The organism is Acidiluteibacter sp. (assembly GCF_055129545.1).
Genome location: NZ_JBSRUB010000014.1, coordinates 131,679 through 153,396 on the forward strand (window position 1 = coordinate 131,679; position 21,718 = coordinate 153,396).

The following is a 21,718-nucleotide window of genomic DNA, read 5'->3' on the forward strand; positions in this document are numbered from 1 at the left end:
CATTTACACTACTACACTACTTATTACTCTTCTTTATTTATTATCTCTCTTTCTCTCACTAGAATCGTTTGATCCAATTGCTTCTGCAATGGTTTTAAATAAGCATTTTTTAGCAAGCTTATTAAAGCTTTCCAAGCTCCAACGTTGGTGTCATCCAGATTTCCATTGATTGGTATTTTAAATCCGATTTGATCTATTTTCTGATTTTCGAGTACATTTCCTCCCAAGCCAATCAAGGCCTCCCAGAGTTTCCCAAACACATTCTCTTCCTCATTCTTCCAATCTAATATTTTAATGTCTTTAGTCAAGGGTTTGAAGTACCCACTTAGCTTTTTATCAATCAAGGCCAACTCTGAATACAAACTTAACGTTCCGCTCTCCGCATCTACATTTCCATAGGCTTTGAAAAAATTATTAAGCGCCGGCAAACTGACTTCGTCCAATGTTAAATTTAGATCGAAATCGGGAACCGGTTTCAATATATTGATGTCCATCTCTAAATCGAATCTTCCTTCGCCAATGGTGCTGCTTTTCACAGTAACTTTAGAAGGCAAATCAGCAGTATAATCTTTAGAATTATTCAGATTGGTTGCTAACGCATTCATCCCATTAAAATAAATGTTCACTTTAGGTTCGCTATAGTCATCTATGTAAGAAATTTTACCATTAATTATTTCAAATCGATTGATTTGAAGCGGCACCAAATCCTTAATGGTTTGTGTCCAGTCATTTTCTTCCCCAGTTTGCACTTCCTCTTCGGATGATCCAGCAGCAAAATTTAGTTGTGGATTTTCTAAAATAATCTCGCCAACTATAGAACCATCAAATAGTGCTTGCCATTCCACAGAGATATCAATATTGTCAATGGCAACAAAAGGCGTTTTTATGTCCTTCTCCACACTAAACAGGTCCAGACCGATGATCTTATAAGCTCCTCTATATAAATGCAAGTCTACATCCTCAATAGATCCTTCATAGCCCTCTATCTCCGAAAGTACTTTGTTTACATACTTCGTTACCAAAAAAGGTAGTGCAATTCGAATGGCTACTAAAAGAGCCACGACTCCAATAATAATTTTGCTTCGTTTATTCACTGTCGGTTGGTTGATTTTGGTTTGACAAGTAGTTAGCAATTCATATTCCAACCGGACTTGTGAATTCTATAAATCAACATTCACGCTGAAATTCGAGAAGTTATAAAATAAAACATCTTTTCCTTTGTTAAACTGTGTGGAAATAATCCCACAAAATAGTGCACAGTCCAATTCGAAAAAAAGTCACTATAAATAGATGTGATCATTTTTTTGCAATATTGTTACGGCGAGCGTACAAAAGTCTGTAAACAAAAAGAGCCGCACATATTGTGCAGCTTTGTTGCTATTATTATTGATTCAAGAACCAAGGACCCTTCCCGAGAAATCGGGATCAGATGCGCTAACCCTCGAAAAACCAAATTATCCTAAACAAAAAGAGCCGCACATATTGTGCAGCTCTGTTGCTCCTCCTCTTGGGCTTACTTCGACTCCTTCGTCGCTCAGCATAAACTTCTTTTTTATCAAAAAGAACCAAGGACCCTTCCCGATCCATCGGGATCAGATGCTCTAACCCTCGCAAAACCAAATTATCCTAAACAAAAAGAGCCGCACTTATTGTGCAGCTCTGTTGCTCCTCCTCTTGGGCTCGAACCAAGGACCCTCTGATTAACAGTCAGATGCTCTAACCAGCTGAGCTAAGGAGGAATTTATTTTCTTCATTTACCGAAGTAAATTCTGGTTTTCAAAACTATTAAAATCTGAGCAATAACCGCTGTTATTTTGATTTTATTTCAATCTTTCTTTCGATTGGGGCTGCAAATTTATATAAAGTTTTCAATTAAACAATATATTTGCAAAAAAATACAAAAATTTAATTGATGAGTTTATTAGCTATTGGAACTGTTGCATTCGATGCAATTGAAACCCCTTTCGGGAAAACAGATAAAATCCTTGGTGGCGCTGCCACTTATATTGGCCTAGCTGCCACAAGGTTTGTAAAAAATGTAAACGTGGTTTCTGTAGTGGGTGGAGACTTCCCTGAATCGTATTTAACAATGATGCGAAACAGAGGAATCAACACTGATGGTATTGAGATAAAAAAAGACGAAAAGACGTTCTTTTGGTCCGGTCGTTACCACAATGACATGAATACAAGAGACACCTTAGACACTCAGTTGAATGTTCTGGAAACATTTAAGCCTGTTGTGCCAGAATCATACAAGGATTGCGAATTTTTGATGTTGGGAAACTTAGATCCAGAAATTCAAAAGCAAGTGATTGAAAGTTTGCCAAATCGCCCAAAATTGATCGTTGCAGATACCATGAACTTTTGGATGGACATCAAGTTAGATGCTTTAAAAGAAACTATCAAATTAGTAGATGTATTGTCTATTAACGATGAGGAAGCAAGACAATTATCTGGAGAGTATTCTTTAGTTAAAGCTGCTCAAAAAATCATGGCAATGGGACCAAAATACTTAATCATCAAAAAAGGAGAACATGGTGCATTACTATTTCACAAAAACGAAGTGTTCTTTGCACCAGCTTTGCCTTTAGAAGAGGTTTTTGACCCAACAGGTGCTGGCGATACATTCGCAGGTGGATTTATTGGATACATCGCACAAACGAAAGATATTTCTTTCAGCAATATGAAACGAGCGATTATATTTGGAAGTGCATTAGCTTCATTTACTGTAGAGAAGTTTGGAACTGAAAGAATTGAAAGCCTAACAGAAGCTGAAATTGACGATAGAGTAAAGCAATTTGTAAACTTAGTTCAATTTGATATTGAGTTAGAAAATAGCTTGTAAACTATTTAGATAACTAGTCTAGCCCTTTTTGATCATCTGATTGAAAAGGGCTTTTTTATTTCTATTCAACTCTATCAACAGAATCTACAATTAGTTTTTTAAGATATTATTTTTAAACTCTCTAATTATATTTATCTTTGGGAACGTCCTCAACATAAATCTAACAAAAATGAGTAACTCTATTTACAAAGTACTAGTCCCGACCGACTTTACTGATGTTGCAAAAACTGCAATCGATCACGCTGCAATGGTAGCTAAAAGTTTTGATGGAGAAGTCCACCTTCTTCACGTAGTGAGCAGTGATAAAGCATTAGCTGAAGCTAAAGATAAATTAGAAGCTTGGTGTGAAGAAGCATTTGCAGACTACGGAGTGACTACAAAATATGTAGTAAAAAAAGGAAGTATTTTTGAAGATATAGGTCAAGTAGCAAATGAAATAGGTGCCATGTTGATTATCATGGGAACTCATGGTATTAAAGGACTTCAGCACATTACAGGCAGTCATGCATTGAAAGTGATTAACAATTCTAAAGTGCCATTTGTAATTGTTCAGAGAAAAAAATCAAAAGGGCTTTATAAACAAATTGTTTTGCCAATACGATTTGCACAAGAAACCAAACAAAAATTATCAATCACAACAAGTATTGCAAAACACTTCGGTAGCAAGGTGCACATTTTTGCCTCTAACGAATCAGATGACTTCTTAAGAACTAAAGTAAACCGAGAATTAACTTTCGCTAAACACTACTTAGAAGAAAGAAAAATTCCATTTGTAGTAGAAGTAGCTCCTTCAACAACGAACTACCTTCAGCAGGTGATTGCTTACTCTAAAGAGGTAGATGCGGATATCATTGCAATAGTAAATAGTAAAGAAGGAGGAATTCTTCCTGACTTATTTAAAGGTGGCGGTGAGCAAGAAGTAATCGGAAATAATGAAGAAATTCCAGTAATTATCATGAACCCAACTCAAGAGTTTGTTCCTGAGTCCTTCGGATAATTCTAATGATTTTACCATATAAAAAAGGGTTGACTTTTAAAAGTCAACCCTTTTTTTATGCGCTATATATTGCTCAACTTATTTAGTATGATCGTAAGATTTAGCAGATTGAATCATCTTCTTTACTGCACTTTCACTGAATTGCTCGCTAGCAAAACTTTTAATCTCAACATTCAATCCATCTGCCTGATACAAGTAAAAGAATTGAAATTCAGGATCAATTCCACTGTCAGGAATGGATTTTTTCCAAAACAATAAGTTAGGAGTATCTTCAATAAACTCTACAGTGTAAACCTGTTCATCCATCAATTCAGCCTTTTTCTCTTCAATGGACATTGGCTCTTGTTGCAATTCCATTCCAAAACGATCACCTACTCTGATTTGTAAACTTCCCCAATTGGTTCGTTCAAATTCTGGTGCTCCAAAATCTTCATTTGGAAGAAAAATAGCTCCTTCAAAACCATTGTCTCTAAGATTGACCATCGTCATTCCTTCTACATTAGCTACCTCTTCAGTTGTTTCTTCTATTTGAGAACTAGATTCGCCTCCACAAGACCACATTAAAAGGGATAAGAAAGCAATTAATCCAATTCGTGTTAAATTTTTCATAGTTTATAATTTTTAGCAAATATATCATTTGCAACCATATCAACCAACAGCACTATTTAATCGTTACCCGAACTCCATTACTGTGTGCAGTAAATTCAGGCGCATACATGCATTGCACTTGAGTGATCCCATTAGAAAATTGCCCAGAAATATTGGCTCTTAATTCATATTCAAAAACATACGTCCCTTGACTCAAATAGGAGATAAAGAAGTTAGTAGCTGCATCTTTCGTGCTTTCGTAATAACCCAATCCATCTTGGTATTTATAACTTGACATTACATTTATTGGCTCAAAGCCCGAAGCTCGCATATCTTTCAAATGCACAAATTCTAAATCTCTATCGGAACGCAACTCCAATCGTACGATTACTTTATCACCAATTTTAATTGGCTCGGCTGCAGTTATCTTTTTGAGTTGTTTGCCTGAATTGGTTCTAACTTCAACAAATAACTCCTTCTTCAATTTTAAAGGTGTTTCTGCAAACGTAATCTTATCCAAATCTTCGAAATACTGCCAATAAGCTGCACCCCAAGCCACACCTTCGTTCGTTTTTTTAACGGTAATGTTTCCCATTTTTGGAGACACATCTCCTCCACTCCATGATTTCTTGAAGTAACCTGTACCAGCTTCTGTTTTTAATGATGCATCATTAGCTGGATCCAATTGCTGATCACCAACAATCAAACTCACTGTATTTTCCATTGTCAATACATCAGTTCCTTTTAACAACAAAGCATAACAAGCATCAGCTGTAGCTTTGGTCGTTTTCCAATCTTGAGTTTGCTTTTGTTTTAATAACCATATTTTTAATAATTCTACGGAAGCCTGATCATCTAACACCTCATCAAAAGCCTCTATCATCAACGCTTGAGTTTCTATAGGCGCTTGATTCCAATAATACCCTCTTCGATTGTCATTCCAATACATTCCCATTTCATCGTTGTAAATGGCAATGTCCTTTGCAGCTTTCATTATCTTTTTGGCAGCTTCTACATCTTTATAGCGATAAGAAGAAAGGGCAATCATTCCTCTCAACTGCAAACTATAATCCAACCAATACTGCTTCGATTGCTTATAATAATAGTCGAATGCGACTTTATTAGTCGATGAAATTTCTTTCTCAATAAAAAAGCTTCGAGCATAGAAATATTGAATCTGAAAAGAGGAAATGTGTTTTTTACTCAAGTCAGCTTTGTGGTTGATGAGTTCATCATAATCCTTTTTTAATTGAGCATCGAGATAAGTTATTGCTTTATCTAACATTTGGCTCAACTCCGAATTCTTATCGAGGTCAATCATGCCCAACTGCTTCAAATGGCCAAAACCACTTACAATGTATTGTGTGATGTATCGATTCTCTCTTCCGCCATCAAACCACGGCCATGCACCTGAAGAATATTGCATCTGCTGCAGTTGCTTTATTGAACGGTCCAGCTCTCTTTCCATCTTATCCAATTGGAATAACTCACCCAATCGTCGTTTGCGTTCACTCTCATCTGTTGCATTTCTCAACCAAGGTGTTTCTTGTATGACCAATGCTTTCAACTCTTGATTTTTCTCCAAATTCGATAGCAATGCTTCCGGCTGATACTGTCTCCAAATTTCAAAAACACGTTTAATTTTTGGATCTGAATTCGCAATATGTGTCGCGATGGTATTCGCATACAATCGACTAAATGTTTGCTCTGCACATTCGTAAGGATATTCCATTAAATAGGGCAAAGCCTGAATCGCATACCAAGCTGGATTGGAAGTATATTCTATTGTAAATCGCTCATTGGTTAAAGTGGTTGATGTATTATTCACCAATTTATCAAATGCAAACTGCTTGCTTCCTTTTCCATTCATTGGCAACGGCAATGTTTCAGTCACTAGCATTCGGTTGGTCAATACAGGAATCGTTCGCTCTTCGCCATCACTGTGCGTTTTGCTTTCGCCGATAATTTTATAGGTGATTGCTTGCAACCCTTTCGGGATGGCTATTTGCCAACTCACTACTTCATTTCCTTTTGAAGAAATAGTTATCATTTTATTCGCTTTATCGTTCGCCAATAAATTAATCGGCTTCATGGTTAAAGCATCATAAAAGGAAATATTCGCAGCTACTTCTTGCACTTTATCACTAATATTGGCCACCTTCGTTAAAAATATCAACGTATCTCCTTCTCTAAAAAAACGCGGAGGATTTGGCATTACCATCAACTCTTTCTGAGCCACAATTTCTTCTAGTGCAGTTCCAATTTTTAAATCGGTGGTATGTGCCATTGCCATGAATTTATAGCGGGTCAATGCATCAGGCATGGTAAAAGTAAAATCAACAGTACCGTCTTCATTCGTTTCCAAATGTGGATAAAAGAAAGCCGTTTCCCGGAAATCGGATCGGATGGAAGGAGTGTTTACTGAAGCGGAGGAAGTATTTTCTTTAACCACCTCTTCAATAGTTGCCTCATCCTGTTCCATTGGAGATCTCACCGCCATTGATTTGATTTCCTCTTTTGTAACGGCTAAATTTGATGAACTCATTAAAGCATCAGGTGTACTCTCACTCTTGCTACCTGTTATCCCAATATCATAACTAACCGCAGAAATTCTACTGTACATCAATCTATATACATCAAAACCAAAGAAGTTCAAACCTTTATAAATCAAAGAAGGAGTGGTTCCATTTTTTTCTAATTGGTAATAATTAGTCAAAGAAACATTCCGGTAGTACTGATCAAATTGCCAAGATGAACGGTTATAATTGTTTTGATAAGGGAAAAAGTTCCAACTGTTGGCTTGAAATACATCCAAACTTTGATCATACATGGAAGCCAACACTTCCGCTTGCACCGACTTTTCATCCACATCAGTTACAGTAAGCGACCAAGCCTCTTTATTTCCTGGTTCGGTTACATTTCTGAAGGTGCTCAACTTTACGTTCAACTGTTTGTTGCTGAAAGGCACAGAAAATTGCATCGATTGATTGAATGAACGGTTATCATAACCCATCAAAAGATTTACCCGAAAACCTCCTCGAAATTCTTCTTTCACATCAATTTCAATCAGTCTCTGCTCCTTTTTCAAAGTAATCCACTCTTTTTTGATCACTTTATCTCCCAACACTACTTCATATAGCACTTTTGCATCAGTCGCTCTAGAGCCAATTACAAATTGAGCCTTATTGCCTACCTCTGCTTTATTGGTCAGTTGCTTCACCCAAAAAACAGATGCTACTATTGGGCATTTATCTTTCACACTAAAAATCGTAAAATACCGCTCCTGCTTTATTTCGTCGCCATTCTCGTCTGTAGCTATGATGTTTAATTTATAGGTTCCACTCGCCAATTCTGATGGCAATTGAAGGATTTCATTGGATGAACCCTTTGCTTCTACTACTCGTTTTTCTATTCCCAACAAACTAGGATCAATTTCATTTTCACGATAAGCGAAGTTTGGAAACTGCTTTCTAAACTCTGCCTCGCTTAGTTGACTTTGCTCAGGCATTTTCCAATACCGTTGCTTGTAAACTCGATCAGTTAATTTCAGTCGTTCAATGGTATACTTCACCGATGCTTTAATCGATTCTCCTGAAAAGTTTTTGGTGGTAAATTGTATTGATTTAAATTCCTCGCTTTGTATTTCTTCTTGCAAATCCACTTCCAATTGAAACGCTTGCTTACTAATACTTACTGAAGTGTTGGCACTCTGTGTTTCTCCATTTAGATCGGTTACATCTGCCACTATTTCGTAGGTAAAAGTGGAGTTACTATTCGTTGGCGCCTTCGCTAAAAATTTCACCTCAAAATCTCCAGCAGCATTTGTACTCACTTTCCCATTCGCAATTTCTGCCTCATTTCTATTGGAAGGTGGAAATCGCCTCCATCCGTATCCATAATAATAAGGAACTATCTCTCTTCTAACAATCCTATAATTCACTTCAGCATTTGTAAGGTTAGCACCTGAATAAGCTATCGCTTTTCCAGTTGCGGTAATGGAATCATTTAATTTAAAACTCCCTTTCACAGGGTCAAACTTCACTTCAAACTGCGGACGTTTGTATTCTTCCACTGAAAATCCATGTTGTCCAAAACTTGTCTTCAATTGATAGTATCCAGTTAATCCGCCTAAAGGCAATTGAAAAGAACCGCTAAACGAACCATATTGATTCGCTTTCACTTTTAATTCGGCTACCTTTTTATAGTTGACATCCATCAACTCCACCGTGCTTGAATAGTTGGTATTTAATTTGAATTCTTTCCCTTTAGAATCAACTGCAATCCCCTTAAAGTAGACCGTTTGTCCAGGTCTGTAAATCGCTCGATCTGTAAAAAAGTTGACTTGAGTAGCCCAATCTTTTTCTACAGTACTGCGGTTATTATAACTATAGAAACTTTGAGAATATAAACTATCGCTCCCATTCTTAAATACAATAGAAACGCTTCTATTGTATGTATTACCAATTGTTACAAATCCATTGTCATCTGTTTTATAATTCCCAATCTTCTTTGCGTTTGAAGTATAATTTCTATCTTGATACACTTCCAAATCAACACCTCCAATTGGATGTCCATTCTTGCGGCTTAAAACATAAACTTCCAATGCACCTTTTGCATTATTCTGTTGGATAAAACTCATCTCTGACACCCACATTTCTGCAATAGAAATGGTTTCCATTTCTGAAAAATCGGCCTTAGTGGAAGAAATAATGTAGTAATGACCAGTTGGCAATCCTTTTTGAGCAAACTCTGTAGTGTGCTGTCTCAAGTCTTCTTGTCCTGAAAAGTTAGTCGTCCAACTATTCACCATTTTTGAAGCCAACAACTTTCTCTTTTGCTCATTGTAGTTCATGTTCTCCACTTTTCTTCCAAATGGAGAAACCACAATTCGATAATGCATGGTAGAAATATTCCGCCAAGTAGCATTGAATAAAATAGGTGTATTTGGCAATATTGCAGCTTCCATCTCTAGTTCATGAGATGGCCAATTCAATTGATTTAATAGCAACTTACATTGATAACTGCCATAGGTCTTGGGATATGATTTAATGTACTCTTCACAAAGTACAGCTGCCTCTTTCAATTTATACTTATGAATTGAAGAGGTGTCCGTATCATAAGTTTCCTTCCAGTAATTTGCGATTTCATAAGCTGTTCGTGCAGAAGAAGGATGACCGTTTAATTGTTTATGCAACTGCTGAATTGACTGATAATACAATACTTCCTTTTCTTCACCTTGGTAATAGGATTTTGCAAACTGCAATCGTTTAATGGTTGCATCAGTCAAAGCCGTTAAATTATCTTCCTCTAATAAAAAGGCAGTCCAACTTTGATACAATTGAAGCGCTTTCCATTCATTTGAAAAGGTGTCTGTCGTTTGAAAGACAATTTCTATAAATTGCTGATTGTATGCAAATACACTGGAATCATCAATGGTAAATACATCTATCGGATCAGGTAAGCTTGCTTGACCAGAGCTGTAAAAGTCAATGGCTCGTTTGACCAATAAATCATACAAATAGCGCTGAATTTCTTCCTCCTCTGATAACCCATTTCTATGATCTATTAGGATTGGCTCAAAATAGTTAATGGGCGTTCGTTTTAGCTTTTCACTTTCTTCTAGTGATGCATCAAAATGAAATTGCATCCGTTTTACAATCGTTTTTAAGTCCCACGTTTTAATATCATCAGTTGGCTCCCCTTGAATTTCTGTACGTTGATTAAATTTCCAACTGTTCTGTTGATAGTAATTCTGATAAATCGTTCCTAAAGTAGAGTGAAAGATAGCTGAAAGCGGATAACTGTATTGATTTATTTTTTGTTCTAAGTTGATGATTGTTTTCTCTAAACTTTCTTCGGTAAACGAATTACTCAACCTCGCGATGTATAAAGTTGCCTTATAAATTTGATTGTAGTTTTGAGCTTTTTCAGCTTTGTTTAAGATTTGCTCTACTTTTTGGGCAGCAGTTTTATCTAGCCCCACCATCAATAAAGAATCGACTTCAACCCACTCCTTTTTATAGTCATCAATGGACTTATAGACAATTAAATCTTTTTGCTCTGGTTTAGAATTGGTCCAAGCAACCAATCCGGTAAGTGACAAAACCAACCCCAATAAAATCAAACTTTTTAAGCGCATAATTGTATTTTTTCAATGTCTTATCAAAGATAGTTCCAATATTAAGATCTGTTTAACATTTTTATTGGAGCAATAAAGTAACTTTGGAATGCCTACTCAATAAATTTTTGACATTCTTTATGCTAAGAAATAATAATACTACCAACCAAATTTGCTTGTTAATCACAGACGATGATTTAGATGATCAGTTGTTGATGCAAAATGCGATTGAAGAAAATGACTGGTGTGGAGATCATCAATATTTTAATGACGGAGAAGAGCTTCTTCAATTTCTCAAAAAGAAAAAACCAAATCAACCTACATTGATTTTATTGGATTTAAATATGCCACGTAAAAATGGTTGGGAAACGCTAACTGAAATTCAAAATGATGAGATGCTAAAGCACATACCAGTTTTAATATTTACCACTTCCAATATTAAAACAGACATTGAAAAAGCCTACCAAATTGGGAGTAATACCTATTTTACAAAACCACATTTATACAGTGATTTGGTAGAGACCATAAGAAGTATTAAAGATTATTGGGGCTCAAATGCTCGTTTTGCAATTTAATTTTAGATCAGCCAATTTTTGGCAATCCTATCTTGTATTTTACTGAAAGTAGTCGGATTACAATAATTAACAAAATAGTTGAAACGGCATTCACTTCAAAAGAAACATTAAACTTTTCCAACAGCAGGAATAGTGATGCTCCAATAATACAAGCTGTCGCGTAAATTTCGTTTCTAAAAATAAGAGGAATATCGTTTACTAAAATATCTCTAATCACCCCACCTAATACCGCCGAAAAAGTTCCCATAATTACTGCCACAATAGGACTAACATCCAGAATCAATGCCTTTTGTAATCCTAAAATCGTAAAAACACCTATTCCAACGGTATCAAAGAAGAAAAGTGTTTTTCGCAATTTAAAAACTTGCTTTTTAAATAAGTAGGTTACAGCGACAGCTAAAATTATGATAAACAAATAATACGTATCTCTTATCCAGCTAACTGGAGTTGCTCCCAATAAAAGGTCTCTTATTGTTCCACCACCAACGGCCGTAATAAACCCCAAAAAAAGTGCACCAAATAAATCCAATTTGTTTTTAGATGCAGAAATAACACCACTAATTGCAAATACAAATGTTCCAATAAGGTCTAGAGAAAGGAGAATTTGATTCATAGAGTTACTTTATAGTTGAATAAATTGGAAAATTAAAACAAGATAAAATAAAAAAGCTCCTCAACAGACTGTCAAGGAGCTTTTTCGTACCCGGAGCCGGAGTCGAACCGGCACGCCCGAAGGCACAGGTGTTTGAGACCAGCGCGTCTACCAATTCCGCCATCCGGGCAAGATGAGATATGACTCAAACAGGGTGCGAAATTATTCATTACTTTTGATTCTGAAAACATTTTTCAAAAAAAGTTTATAAACAATCATGTATTTTTTGTGATGCGTTAATTAATTTGATAAATTTGCACCCCTCAAATACGCTCAAAATAGAAGGAAAATAAAAATGTCGTCAAAAGTTAAAATTTTTTCAGGTGCTGCTACAAAAACCTTAGCCCTAAAAATCGCTCAGAATTATGGGATTGATTTAGGTAAGGCTTCTATCAGCACTTTTAGTGACGGGGAGTTTCAGCCATCATTGGAAGAATCTGTTCGTGGAGCCGACGTTTTTATCGTACAAAGCACTGTTCCCCCTACCGATAATTTATTTGAATTATTGTTGATGGTGGATGCTGCAAAGCGTGCTTCAGCAAGAAGAATTGTTGCGGTTATTCCTTATTTTGGTTTTGCTCGTCAAGACAGAAAAGATTCTCCACGTGTTCCAATCGGATCAAAATTAGTTGCAAACATGCTGACTGCAGCAGGTGTAACAAGAGTGATGACGATGGATTTACATGCGGATCAAATTCAAGGATTTTTTGAAGTACCTGTTGATCATTTATTTGCCTCAGCGATTTCAATTCCTTTTATTAAAAGCTTGAACCTACCAAACCTTATCATGGCATCGCCAGATATGGGAGGTTCTAAAAGAGCGTATGCTTATGCAAAACATCTTCAAACTGAAGTTGTGGTTTGTTATAAGCAACGAAAAGAGGCCAACAAGATTGAACAAATGTTTTTGATTGGTGATGTGGAAGGAAAAGACGTGTTGTTAGTCGACGACATGATCGATACCGCAGGTACCTTGACAAAAGCAGCTGATATTATGATGGAAAAAGGAGCAACAAGTGTCAGAGCTTTTTGTACCCACGCCATTTTATCAGGTGATGCATATAATAGAATAGAAAATTCAAAGCTTACGGAATTAATCGTTACCGATACCATTCCACTAAAGCATGAAAGCAAAAAAATAAAAGTATTATCCGTTTCTGATTTATTCGCAAAAGTGATCTATAAAGTTCACAATTACGAATCTATAAGCGGGTATTTTATTTTTTAAAAAGTAGTATAAACGTTTTTGTAAATAAGTAGAAAAATGAAATCTGTAGCGTTACAAGCTTCTGTAAGAGATAGCATAAGAAATAAAAGCGCATTGAATCAATTAAGAAAGGGAGGAAATGTTCCTGCTGTTCTTTATGGTGGAGAAGAAAACATCCATTTAACGGTTGAGGAAATTGCATTTGGTAAATTAATCAATACTCCTGAGGTTCACATTGTAGAACTTGGTATTGATGGTAAAAAAGTGAAAGCTGTCATCAGAGACGTGCAATTTCACCCAGTAAGTGATAAACCAATTCACATCGACTTTTACGAAGTATTCGAAGACAAGCCTATTACAATGGGAATTCCTGTAAGAGTAACAGGTAGCTCTATCGGAATTAAAAATGGTGGTAAGAGAAGTGATAAATTAAGAAAATTAGTTTCTAAAGCACTTCCTGCTGACATGCCAGATGTAGTAGTAGTTGACATTACTAAGCTTAAAATTGGTCAATCTATTAAAGTTCAAGACATCAAAATGGATGGCGTTGAATTTTTAGATACTCCAAACGCAGTAGTAGTTGCTGTTAAAACTTCTAGAGTTGCCGTTGTTGACGACGAAGAAGAAGAAGAGGGTGAAGAAGGTGCTGAAGCAACTGCTGAGGCTACTGAAGCTGCAGCTGAATAATTATAAAATTTTCTTACAATGAAATACCTCATTGTAGGTCTTGGAAATATTGGGGCAGAGTATGAAAATACTCGTCACAACATTGGATTCAAAGCATTGGATGCACTAGCAAGTGCGTCCAATGCTTCTTTTGTTACTAGCCGTTTAGGCGATGTAACTGAGATCAAACACAAAGGCCGAACACTAATTCTATTGAAGCCTTCCACTTACATGAACCTAAGTGGAAAGTCGGTGAACTATTGGATGCAAGAGGAGAATATTCCTTTGAGTAATGTGCTCATCATTACAGACGACATTGCTTTGGATTTTGGCGTACTTCGATTAAAGCCAAAAGGTAGTGATGGAGGGCATAATGGATTAAAAAGCATTAACCAGACTCTAAACACTCAAGAATATTGTCGGATCCGATTTGGAGTGGGCAATGATTTTGGTAGAGGACAACAAGTTCAATATGTATTGGGCGAATGGTCAAAAGATCAACAACTGGATCTACCAGAACGATTGGATCAAACTGTAAAAATGATTTTGGCTTTCACTACTACAGCCGTTCAGCGCGTAATGTCCGATTTTAACGGAAAGTAGAAATCTGAAAAGAATCTGCATCCATTCCAACAGGGAATTTAGCTCTAAATTCTTCCAAATTATCTTTTCTTAAAAGTACCGTTTGTATTCCAACACTTTCAAATGGCTCGTTCAGGTATTCTCCCTTCGCATCTATTACGGTAGAATGTCCATTGTATTCTATGTTGTTACCATCAAACCCAGTTCGGTTTACACCAACAACGTAGGCTTGATTTTCAATTGCTCTAGCCAATAATAATTTGTCCCAAGCTCCAACCCTTGCAGCAGGCCAATTAGCGACATAAATCATTAAATCATATTCTGAAATTACCTTTTCATTCTCAACTTTAAATTGATTTTTACTCCAGACAGGAAATCGTAAATCATAACAAACCAAAGGCATTATTTTCCATCCTTTATAAGTTACAATTAGTCGGTCTGTTCCAGGTGAAAAGGATTCGGTTTCATTCGCCATTCGAAACAAATGGCGTTTGTCGTATTTTTCTATTTTCCCATCAGGATGTACAAACAATAATCGATTGAAATATTGACCTTGTTCTTCGCATATAAAGCTCCCAACGACTGCAAAATTGTATTGTTTTGCCCAGCTTTTTAATGCCTCAACAACTACCCCTCCCATTGACTGCGCCAATTTAGACGAATTCATGGAAAACCCTGAATTGAACATTTCAGGTAAAACTAACAAGTCTATCTTAGTATCTAATTTGGCCAATTCAATTTCAATCTGTGCTAGGTTGGCATCAGCATTTTCCCAAACCAAGTCTAACTGCAAATATGAAACTGATAATGTTTCCATTATATTTTATTTAAGATTTCAGCTGCTCGGGCTAATGTTTCATCAGACTTGGCAAAACAAAATCGCAGCATTTTCTCGTCGTTATTAATGTTGTAAAACACGCTTAAAGGAATGGAGGCAACTCCAAATTCTTTCGTCAATCTAATCGCAAAATCGGTATCCTTCTCTTCACTGATATCAGCGTATGATAAGGACTGGAAGTAAGTTCCTGCAGCAGGGTGAAATTTAAATCGACTATCCTTTATTGAGTCTAAAAAGAAATCTCTTTTCCCTTGATAAAACTGACCCAAAGTAGCATATTGTTCCACATCATTCATAAACTCAGCTAATGCATATTGCATGGGAGTATTCACAGAAAAGACCGTGTATTGATGTGCTTTTCTAAACTCAGTCATCAATTCTTTTGGCGCTAAACAATACCCAATTTTCCACCCAGTGGTGTGGTATGTTTTACCAAATGAAGAAATAATAAAACTACGATCTGCTAGTTTCGGAAAACGTGCTACACTTTGGTGCTCGTATCCATCAAATAATATATGTTCATACACCTCGTCGGATAGCACGATGATATCTGTACCATTCAACATTTTTTCCAACTTCTGCATATCCTGCATGGAAAAGATTGTTCCGGTTGGGTTGTGAGGGGTATTGATAATAACCATTTTGGTTCGTTGATTGATCATCTTTCTAACATGATCCCAATCAATTTTATACTCCGGTCCATTCAATTGAATAAAAACAGATCGACCACCATTTAGCTCTACAGCCGGCTCATAACAATCATACGCTGGAGTGAAAATCAATACCTCATCGCCCTCGTTTATGATAGAAGCGATGGCCGTATAAATAGCCTGAGTAGCACCCGAAGTAATGGTGATTTCAGTTTCAGGATCATACTTAGTCGTATAAAGTGCTTCCGTTTTTTCGGCGATTTTTTCTCGTAAACTCATTACACCGGCCATTGGAGCATATTGGTTTTGTCCATTTAGCATACTCTGATGTACCAACTCAATTAGTCTTGGATGACAATTAAAATCAGGAAAACCTTGTGACAAATTAATGGCATTGTGCTCATTTGCCAATTGTGACATCCTACTGAAAATTGTCAAACCAACCTTGGGTAACTTGGAATGAATCGAACTTTTTAAATGCGGCATAATGATTAAAACTAGCTTACGAAATTATGAATAATCCATTTGGGTTTATGCTCAATGATAGATAAAACTTGTATGCAAAACCCAAGATTGTAATTTTTAATTTATAACAATTCTATTTTAAATGAAGACCTTATCTAAAGCCAATTTTTTATTTGAAATTGCTTTCTCATTCACAAACAAGCATCGATAAAATTAGAGATAACCTTAAAGTATGAATGCCAAATACCATCAGAATAAGTAAAATGAAGTAAATGTCCCTATAGTGATCAAAATAATGGGACTTATGTTTAAAATTAATCCCCTTCCATTACTATAAAAAAAGCCTCACTCCATAAATGGAATGAGGCTCTAAATATAATCGTTTGTAATTACTTACTTCGAAGTCAATGAAGCAGACAAATACTCTCTATTCATTCTTGCAATGTTCTCTAAAGAAATTCCTTTAGGACATTCAATCTCACAAGCACCAGTGTTAGAACAAGGACCAAATCCTTCTTCTTCGGCTTGCTTAACCATTGCCAATACTCTGTTCTTTGCCTCTATTTGTCCTTGCGGCAATAAAGCATATTGAGAAATCTTAGCGGACATAAACAAAGATGCAGAAGCATTCTTACAAGCTGCTACACATGCGCCACAACCAATACAAGTTGCTGCATCAAATGCTTTATCTGCCTTTTCCTTTTCAATAGGAATCGAATTCGCATCTTGTGTATTTCCTGATGTATTCACAGAAATAAAACCTCCAGCGTGCTGAATTCTATCCAATGAACTTCTATCTACTACTAAATCCTTAATAATAGGAAATGCCTTTGCTCTAAATGGTTCCACATAGATTGTCTCTCCATCTTTAAACTCACGCATGTGCAACTGACAAGTCGTTACTAAACGAGCAGGACCGTGAGGCTCTCCGTTTATGTACATCGAACACGAACCGCAAATACCTTCTCTACAATCGTGGTCAAATGCAACTGGACTTCCATCTTTCATAATGATTTGATCATTCAAGATGTCCATCATTTCTAAGAAAGAGTTGTCAGGAGACACATCAGTTAACTCGTAAGTTTCCAATGCTCCTTTAGCTTGGCCATTCTTTTGACGCCAAACTTTTAATGTAATATTCATTCCTTTTTCTGTAGCCATGATCGTATGTTATTTATAAGAACGTGTCTTAAGTTCTACATTTTCAAATATTAATTCTTCTTTGTGTAAGATTGCTTCTGATGGTTTCCCAGTATATTCCCAAGCGGCAACATATGTAAAATTTTCATCGTCACGTCGAGCTTCACCGTCTTCAGTTCTGTGCTCCTCACGGAAATGACCACCACAAGATTCTTCTCTTTCCAGTGCATCCCTTGCAAACAATTCTCCCAATTCTAAGAAGTCAGCAACTCTTCCTGCTTTCTCTAATTCTTGGTTCATTTCGTCTGCAGTTCCAGGCACTTTTACTTCTTTCCAGAATTGCTCTCTCAACACTTTAATTTCTTCGATGGCTTGCTTTAAACCTTCAGCAGTTCTAGACATTCCAACTTTGTTCCACATAATTAAGCCCAATTGCTTGTGGAAGAAATCTACAGAATGTTTCCCTTTATTGTTGATTAAGGTATCAATCTGACTTTTCACGCTGTCTTCCGCTTCTTTAAATTCAGGTAAATCAGTTGAGATTTTTCCTGTTCTAATGTCGCTCGCTAAATAATCACCAATCGTGTAAGGCAATACGAAATATCCGTCAGCCAAACCTTGCATCAAAGCAGATGCTCCCAATCTGTTTGCACCGTGATCAGAGAAGTTAGCTTCTCCAATTGCATACAACCCTGGAACGGTAGTCATCAAGTTATAATCCACCCAAACACCACCCATGGTATAGTGAACAGCTGGATAAATTTTCATTGGAGTTTCATAAGGATTCTCAGCAGTAATTTGCTTGTACATGTCAAACAAGTTACCATACTTTGAAGCTACTATTGCCGTTCCCAATTCCACAATTTCTTCATTGGTAGGATTATGAATTCCTTTCAAATGTGCCTCTTGTTTTCCATATCGTTGGAAAGCAGAAGCAAAATCTAAGAATACGCCTTCATTGGTATCATTCGCTACTACTCCGTAACCTGCATCACATCTTTCTTTTGCAGCTCTAGAAGCAACGTCTCTAGGCACCAAGTTTCCAAATGATGGATATCTTCTCTCTAAGTAGTAATCTCTATCTTCTTCTTTAATGTTTTTCGCTTTCAACTTGCCTTCGCGGACAGCTTTAGCATCCTCAAGGTTCTTTGGAACCCAAATACGTCCATCGTTTCTCAACGACTCTGACATTAACGTCAGTTTAGACTGCTGTGTACCGTGAACTGGAACACATGTTGGGTGAATTTGAGTGTAACAAGGATTAGCGAACAAAGCACCCCTTTTGTGTACTTTCCAAGATGCCGTTACATTAGAACCCATTGCATTGGTAGACAAGAAAAATACGTTTCCATATCCACCTGAACCAATAACCACCGCATGAGCTGAATGTCTTTCAATCTCACCAGTCACTAAGTTACGTGCAATAATTCCTCTTGCTTTACCATCCACCACTACTACATCTAGCATTTCGTGACGGTTAAACATTTCGATTTTACCTTTCGCAATTTGTCTGTTCATTGCTGAATAAGCTCCAAGCAATAACTGCTGTCCGGTTTGTCCTTTGGCGTAAAAAGTACGTGAAACCAATACTCCACCAAAAGAACGGTTGTCCAACAACCCACCATAATCACGCGCAAAAGGCACACCTTGCGCCACACATTGATCAATAATGTTTGCAGAAACCTCAGCTAAACGATAAACGTTTGCTTCTCTTGATCTATAATCACCACCTTTGATGGTATCATAAAACAAACGGTAAGTAGAATCCCCATCACCTTGGTAATTTTTTGCTGCATTAATTCCTCCTTGAGCAGCAATTGAGTGCGCTCTTCGTGGAGAATCTTGGTAGCAAAATGCTTTTACGTTATATCCTAGCTCAGCTAAAGTAGCTGCAGCAGAACCTCCCGCTAAACCTGTACCCACAACGATAACATCAATGTTTCTTTTGTTAGCTGGATTAACTAGGTTGATGTTATTTTTATAATTGGTCCATTTATCTTTCAACGGACCTTCTGGTATTTTAGAATCTATTTTCATCTTCAAATCTTTTGTGTTGAATAATTTCTTGAATTACATGAAGTACATGTAAACAGGAATTAATGCAAATATTGCAGGCACTACGATTGCATATGCGTAACCTACTTTTTGAATGATTGGGTTGTACTTTGGATGATTTAATCCCAATGATTGGAAAGCACTAGAAAATCCGTGTACCAAGTGAAAGCCCAAAGCGGCCATTGCCAAAACATAAAATCCAACCAAGATTGGATTTGTAAATCCGTCTACCACGATGGTGTGCAAATCTTTCATTGCAACTCCTAAATTTTCTCCGTTTAAGAAAACAGCGCCATTTTCAACTAAGCCTCCTGCTATTGCAGTTCCATCTTGCAACAATGGAGCAGTTCCAGCTTCATTCATCATGAATGGAGTTTCTCCAAACTTATAAACGTACCAGAAGTTTTGCATGTGAACCACGATGTAAACTAAGATGATAGTACCCAAAACTCCCATGTTTCTTGAAGACCAAATAGAATTCTTCTCCGGCTTACTGTAAGCATAGTTAATTGGTCGAGCCTTCCTGTTCGCCATACTGATCATCATCCCGTCAATGGCGTGAAAAATGATACTCAAATAGGTAACATAAGACAACAATTTTACTGCCGGATTAGTAGTCATAAATACTGCATATTCATTGAATTGCAATTGACCTGCATAACCAGACATAAATAGCTGTAGGTTTCCAGCTAAGTGACCCGTAAGAAAGAGGATTAAGAATAGACCAGTAAAAGCCATCCAATACTTCTTGACGATGTGCGACTTTAATAACCCTTTTGATTCGCTCATATAGAACTTTATTATGTGAATTAAATTTAATTTAAGAGGTGCAAAGGTAAATCCTTAACACCTTTCTAACAATATTCGTTTAGTTTAATATTTTATTTAGACAGATTCTTAATAGTGGGGAATGTAACGCTTTAGTGACGATTTAGTTCAGTTTTTAAGTGAGAAATTAATCCACGTTTAATTCGTGCAACGTTCCGTGCTTTGGTATCTTTGTAGGAACACGAAAAATTCTAGTTACATGAAATATTTACCAATCGACGCTAGCCTGTTTGTAAAAAACAGAGCCAAATTTGTCAAAAGATTGAAAAAGAATGCGATTGCTATATTGAATTCGAATGACATCATGCCAACCAATGCAGATGGAACGATGCCTTTTAGGCAAAACAATGACTTATTCTACCTTTCTGGTGTGGACCAAGAAGAGTCTATTTTGGTGTTATACCCTGACTGTCCTAATCCAAAACATAGAGAAGTGTTGTTCTTAAAGAAAACGAGTCCTGAAATTGCGATTTGGGAAGGTGAGAAATTAACTGACGAAAAAGCATTTGAGACTTCTGGAATTAAGACGGTATATTGGAAAGAAGACTTTGAGAAGATTTTCAAGACGATGATTTTCGAAGCAGAGCATGTTTATTTATCAGACAACGAACATTTGAGAGCGAGCAATCCTGTGCAAACTAGAGATGACCGATTCCGTGACTGGTGTCAGAAAGAATATCCATTGCACAATTATGAGCGAACTGCTCCAATTCTGTCTTACCTAAGAAGTGTAAAAGAGCCGAAAGAGATAGATGCCATGCAAATAGCTTGTAACATTACTGCTAAGTCTATCGACCGAGTTTTGAAATTCATCAAGCCAGGTGTTATGGAATATGAAATTCAAGCGGAATTGATGCATGAATTTTTAATCAACCGTTCAAGAGGTTTCGCTTACGAACCAATTATTGCTTCTGGATTTAATGCTTGTGTATTGCATTACATTGAAAACAACCAAGAATGCAAGGCCGGCGAAGTGATTCTAATGGATGTAGGTGCTGAATATGGCAACTACGCTTCTGACTTAACTAGGGCTATCCCAGTAAGTGGAAAATTTACAACTAGACAGAAAGAAGTTTACAATGCTGTTTTGGAAGTAATGAAAGGTTGCGAATCCATTCTAAAACCAGGAATTACGTTGCCAGATTACCACGAACAAGTGGGACATATGATGGAAAAGCAATTGATCAAATTGGGTCTAATCACGCAAGAAGACATTGACAACCAAGATCCAAATTGGCCAGCTTATAAGAAGTATTTCATGCATGGAACTTCACACTACATTGGACTAGATGTGCATGATGTAGGAAGTTGGACGGCTCCGCTTGAAGCAGGAATGGTATTTACTATTGAGCCAGGTATTTATATCCGTGAAGAAAGTTTAGGGATTCGATTAGAGAACGATTACTTAATGACTGAAAATGGATTGAAAAACCTAATGGCGCACATTCCAATAGAAGCAGATGACATTGAAGCTGCAATGAATTCATAAAAAACAATTGATTTATTAAGAAA

Annotated in this window: 16 protein-coding genes and 2 tRNA genes; 7 read left to right on the forward strand and 11 right to left on the reverse strand. The window is 36.7% G+C overall.

All coding sequences use genetic code 11. From position 1 onward, the window contains the following. Positions 1-23: 23 nt before the first annotated feature. Together ACTB0X_RS09440 and ACTB0X_RS09445 are read right to left on the reverse strand one after the other, a co-directional pair. On the reverse strand, positions 24-1,094 hold the full coding sequence (locus tag ACTB0X_RS09440; RefSeq protein ID WP_463024765.1) for an AsmA family protein: 1,071 nt from the start codon (positions 1,092-1,094) through the stop codon (positions 24-26). Positions 1,095-1,665: 571 nt separating this feature from the next. Then, positions 1,666-1,739: transfer RNA gene (locus ACTB0X_RS09445), tRNA-Asn, on the reverse strand. A gap of 170 nt (positions 1,740-1,909) precedes the next feature. Here ACTB0X_RS09445 and ACTB0X_RS09450 point away from each other — a divergent pair. Together ACTB0X_RS09450 and ACTB0X_RS09455 are read left to right on the forward strand one after the other, a co-directional pair. Then, positions 1,910-2,845 (forward strand): PfkB family carbohydrate kinase, encoded by a 936-nt coding sequence (locus tag ACTB0X_RS09450; RefSeq protein WP_463024766.1) that lies wholly within the window; start codon positions 1,910-1,912, stop codon positions 2,843-2,845. Between the two features lie 169 nt (positions 2,846-3,014). Further along, entirely contained in the window at positions 3,015-3,842 is an 828-nt protein-coding gene (locus tag ACTB0X_RS09455; RefSeq protein WP_463024767.1) for a universal stress protein, read from the forward strand. Between the two features lie 78 nt (positions 3,843-3,920). Here the strand turns inward: ACTB0X_RS09455 and ACTB0X_RS09460 are convergent, their stop codons facing one another. Then, positions 3,921-4,451 (reverse strand): hypothetical protein, encoded by a 531-nt coding sequence (locus tag ACTB0X_RS09460; protein ID WP_463024768.1) that lies wholly within the window; start codon positions 4,449-4,451, stop codon positions 3,921-3,923. Positions 4,452-4,503: 52 nt separating this feature from the next. Further along, positions 4,504-10,569 carry an alpha-2-macroglobulin family protein gene (locus ACTB0X_RS09465; protein ID WP_463024769.1) on the reverse strand — a complete coding sequence of 2,022 codons (6,066 nt, stop codon included), beginning with the start codon at positions 10,567-10,569 and terminating at the stop codon, positions 4,504-4,506. A gap of 119 nt (positions 10,570-10,688) precedes the next feature. Between ACTB0X_RS09465 and ACTB0X_RS09470 the strand changes: the two genes are divergently transcribed. Beyond that, positions 10,689-11,123 (forward strand): response regulator, encoded by a 435-nt coding sequence (locus tag ACTB0X_RS09470; protein ID WP_463024770.1) that lies wholly within the window; start codon positions 10,689-10,691, stop codon positions 11,121-11,123. 7 nt (positions 11,124-11,130) lie between these two features. Here the strand turns inward: ACTB0X_RS09470 and ACTB0X_RS09475 are convergent, their stop codons facing one another. After that, positions 11,131-11,736 carry a trimeric intracellular cation channel family protein gene (locus ACTB0X_RS09475; protein WP_463024771.1) on the reverse strand — a complete coding sequence of 202 codons (606 nt, stop codon included), beginning with the start codon at positions 11,734-11,736 and terminating at the stop codon, positions 11,131-11,133. A gap of 87 nt (positions 11,737-11,823) precedes the next feature. Beyond that, positions 11,824-11,905: transfer RNA gene (locus tag ACTB0X_RS09480), tRNA-Leu, on the reverse strand. A 165-nt stretch (positions 11,906-12,070) separates the two neighbouring features. Between ACTB0X_RS09480 and ACTB0X_RS09485 the strand changes: the two genes are divergently transcribed. The 3 genes from ACTB0X_RS09485 to pth are packed head-to-tail and all read left to right on the forward strand — an operon-like array spanning position 12,071 to position 14,251. Further along, a complete protein-coding gene (locus ACTB0X_RS09485) occupies positions 12,071-13,003 on the forward strand; it encodes a ribose-phosphate pyrophosphokinase (RefSeq protein WP_463024772.1) in 933 nt (310 codons plus the stop codon). A gap of 36 nt (positions 13,004-13,039) precedes the next feature. Then, entirely contained in the window at positions 13,040-13,669 is a 630-nt protein-coding gene (locus ACTB0X_RS09490) for a 50S ribosomal protein L25 (protein WP_463024773.1), read from the forward strand. An 18-nt stretch (positions 13,670-13,687) separates the two neighbouring features. Next, entirely contained in the window at positions 13,688-14,251 is a 564-nt protein-coding gene (gene pth, locus ACTB0X_RS09495; RefSeq protein ID WP_463024774.1) for an aminoacyl-tRNA hydrolase, read from the forward strand. Here pth and ACTB0X_RS09500 read toward each other — a convergent pair. The 5 genes from ACTB0X_RS09500 to ACTB0X_RS09520 form a co-directional block, all read right to left on the reverse strand. Beyond that, positions 14,238-15,047, reverse strand: coding sequence for an amidohydrolase (locus tag ACTB0X_RS09500; protein WP_463024775.1), 810 nt, complete (start codon positions 15,045-15,047; stop codon positions 14,238-14,240). The genes pth and ACTB0X_RS09500 overlap by 14 nt on opposite strands. Beyond that, positions 15,047-16,204 carry a methionine aminotransferase gene (locus tag ACTB0X_RS09505; RefSeq protein WP_463024776.1) on the reverse strand — a complete coding sequence of 386 codons (1,158 nt, stop codon included), beginning with the start codon at positions 16,202-16,204 and terminating at the stop codon, positions 15,047-15,049. Before ACTB0X_RS09505 ends, ACTB0X_RS09500 begins: the two co-directional genes overlap by 1 nt. Before the next feature lie 372 nt (positions 16,205-16,576). Continuing rightward, the gene (locus ACTB0X_RS09510) at positions 16,577-17,326 is read right to left on the reverse strand and encodes a succinate dehydrogenase/fumarate reductase iron-sulfur subunit (protein ID WP_463024800.1); all 750 of its coding nucleotides are present in this window, start codon (positions 17,324-17,326) and stop codon (positions 16,577-16,579) included. A gap of 27 nt (positions 17,327-17,353) precedes the next feature. Beyond that, positions 17,354-19,360 (reverse strand): fumarate reductase/succinate dehydrogenase flavoprotein subunit, encoded by a 2,007-nt coding sequence (locus ACTB0X_RS09515; RefSeq protein WP_463024777.1) that lies wholly within the window; start codon positions 19,358-19,360, stop codon positions 17,354-17,356. 33 nt (positions 19,361-19,393) lie between these two features. Next, positions 19,394-20,167: a succinate dehydrogenase cytochrome b subunit gene (locus ACTB0X_RS09520; protein ID WP_463024778.1), complete on the reverse strand. Its 774-nt coding sequence runs from the start codon at positions 20,165-20,167 to the stop codon at positions 19,394-19,396. Between the two features lie 238 nt (positions 20,168-20,405). On the opposite strand from ACTB0X_RS09520, the gene ACTB0X_RS09525 reads away from it, so the two are divergent. Further along, positions 20,406-21,695 carry an aminopeptidase P family protein gene (locus tag ACTB0X_RS09525; protein ID WP_463024779.1) on the forward strand — a complete coding sequence of 430 codons (1,290 nt, stop codon included), beginning with the start codon at positions 20,406-20,408 and terminating at the stop codon, positions 21,693-21,695. The last annotated feature ends 23 nt before the right edge of the window (positions 21,696-21,718 follow it).

What these genes read in the sequence shown, in the direction of transcription:
- pth (WP_463024774.1), top strand. Translation starts at nt 13,688, where the DNA reads ATGAAATACCTCATTGTAGGTCTTGGAAATATTGGGGCAGAGTATGAA.
- ACTB0X_RS09485 (WP_463024772.1), top strand. Translation starts at nt 12,071, where the DNA reads ATGTCGTCAAAAGTTAAAATTTTTTCAGGTGCTGCTACAAAAACCTTA.
- ACTB0X_RS09460 (WP_463024768.1), bottom strand. Translation starts at nt 4,451, where the DNA reads ATGAAAAATTTAACACGAATTGGATTAATTGCTTTCTTATCCCTTTTA.
- ACTB0X_RS09510 (WP_463024800.1), bottom strand. Translation starts at nt 17,326, where the DNA reads ATGAATATTACATTAAAAGTTTGGCGTCAAAAGAATGGCCAAGCTAAA.
- ACTB0X_RS09515 (WP_463024777.1), bottom strand. Translation starts at nt 19,360, where the DNA reads ATGAAAATAGATTCTAAAATACCAGAAGGTCCGTTGAAAGATAAATGG.
- ACTB0X_RS09455 (WP_463024767.1), top strand. Translation starts at nt 3,015, where the DNA reads ATGAGTAACTCTATTTACAAAGTACTAGTCCCGACCGACTTTACTGAT.
- ACTB0X_RS09500 (WP_463024775.1), bottom strand. Translation starts at nt 15,047, where the DNA reads ATGGAAACATTATCAGTTTCATATTTGCAGTTAGACTTGGTTTGGGAA.
- ACTB0X_RS09470 (WP_463024770.1), top strand. Translation starts at nt 10,689, where the DNA reads ATGCTAAGAAATAATAATACTACCAACCAAATTTGCTTGTTAATCACA.
- ACTB0X_RS09490 (WP_463024773.1), top strand. Translation starts at nt 13,040, where the DNA reads ATGAAATCTGTAGCGTTACAAGCTTCTGTAAGAGATAGCATAAGAAAT.
- ACTB0X_RS09520 (WP_463024778.1), bottom strand. Translation starts at nt 20,167, where the DNA reads ATGAGCGAATCAAAAGGGTTATTAAAGTCGCACATCGTCAAGAAGTAT.
- ACTB0X_RS09525 (WP_463024779.1), top strand. Translation starts at nt 20,406, where the DNA reads ATGAAATATTTACCAATCGACGCTAGCCTGTTTGTAAAAAACAGAGCC.
- ACTB0X_RS09475 (WP_463024771.1), bottom strand. Translation starts at nt 11,736, where the DNA reads ATGAATCAAATTCTCCTTTCTCTAGACCTTATTGGAACATTTGTATTT.
- ACTB0X_RS09465 (WP_463024769.1), bottom strand. Translation starts at nt 10,569, where the DNA reads ATGCGCTTAAAAAGTTTGATTTTATTGGGGTTGGTTTTGTCACTTACC.
- ACTB0X_RS09505 (WP_463024776.1), bottom strand. Translation starts at nt 16,204, where the DNA reads ATGCCGCATTTAAAAAGTTCGATTCATTCCAAGTTACCCAAGGTTGGT.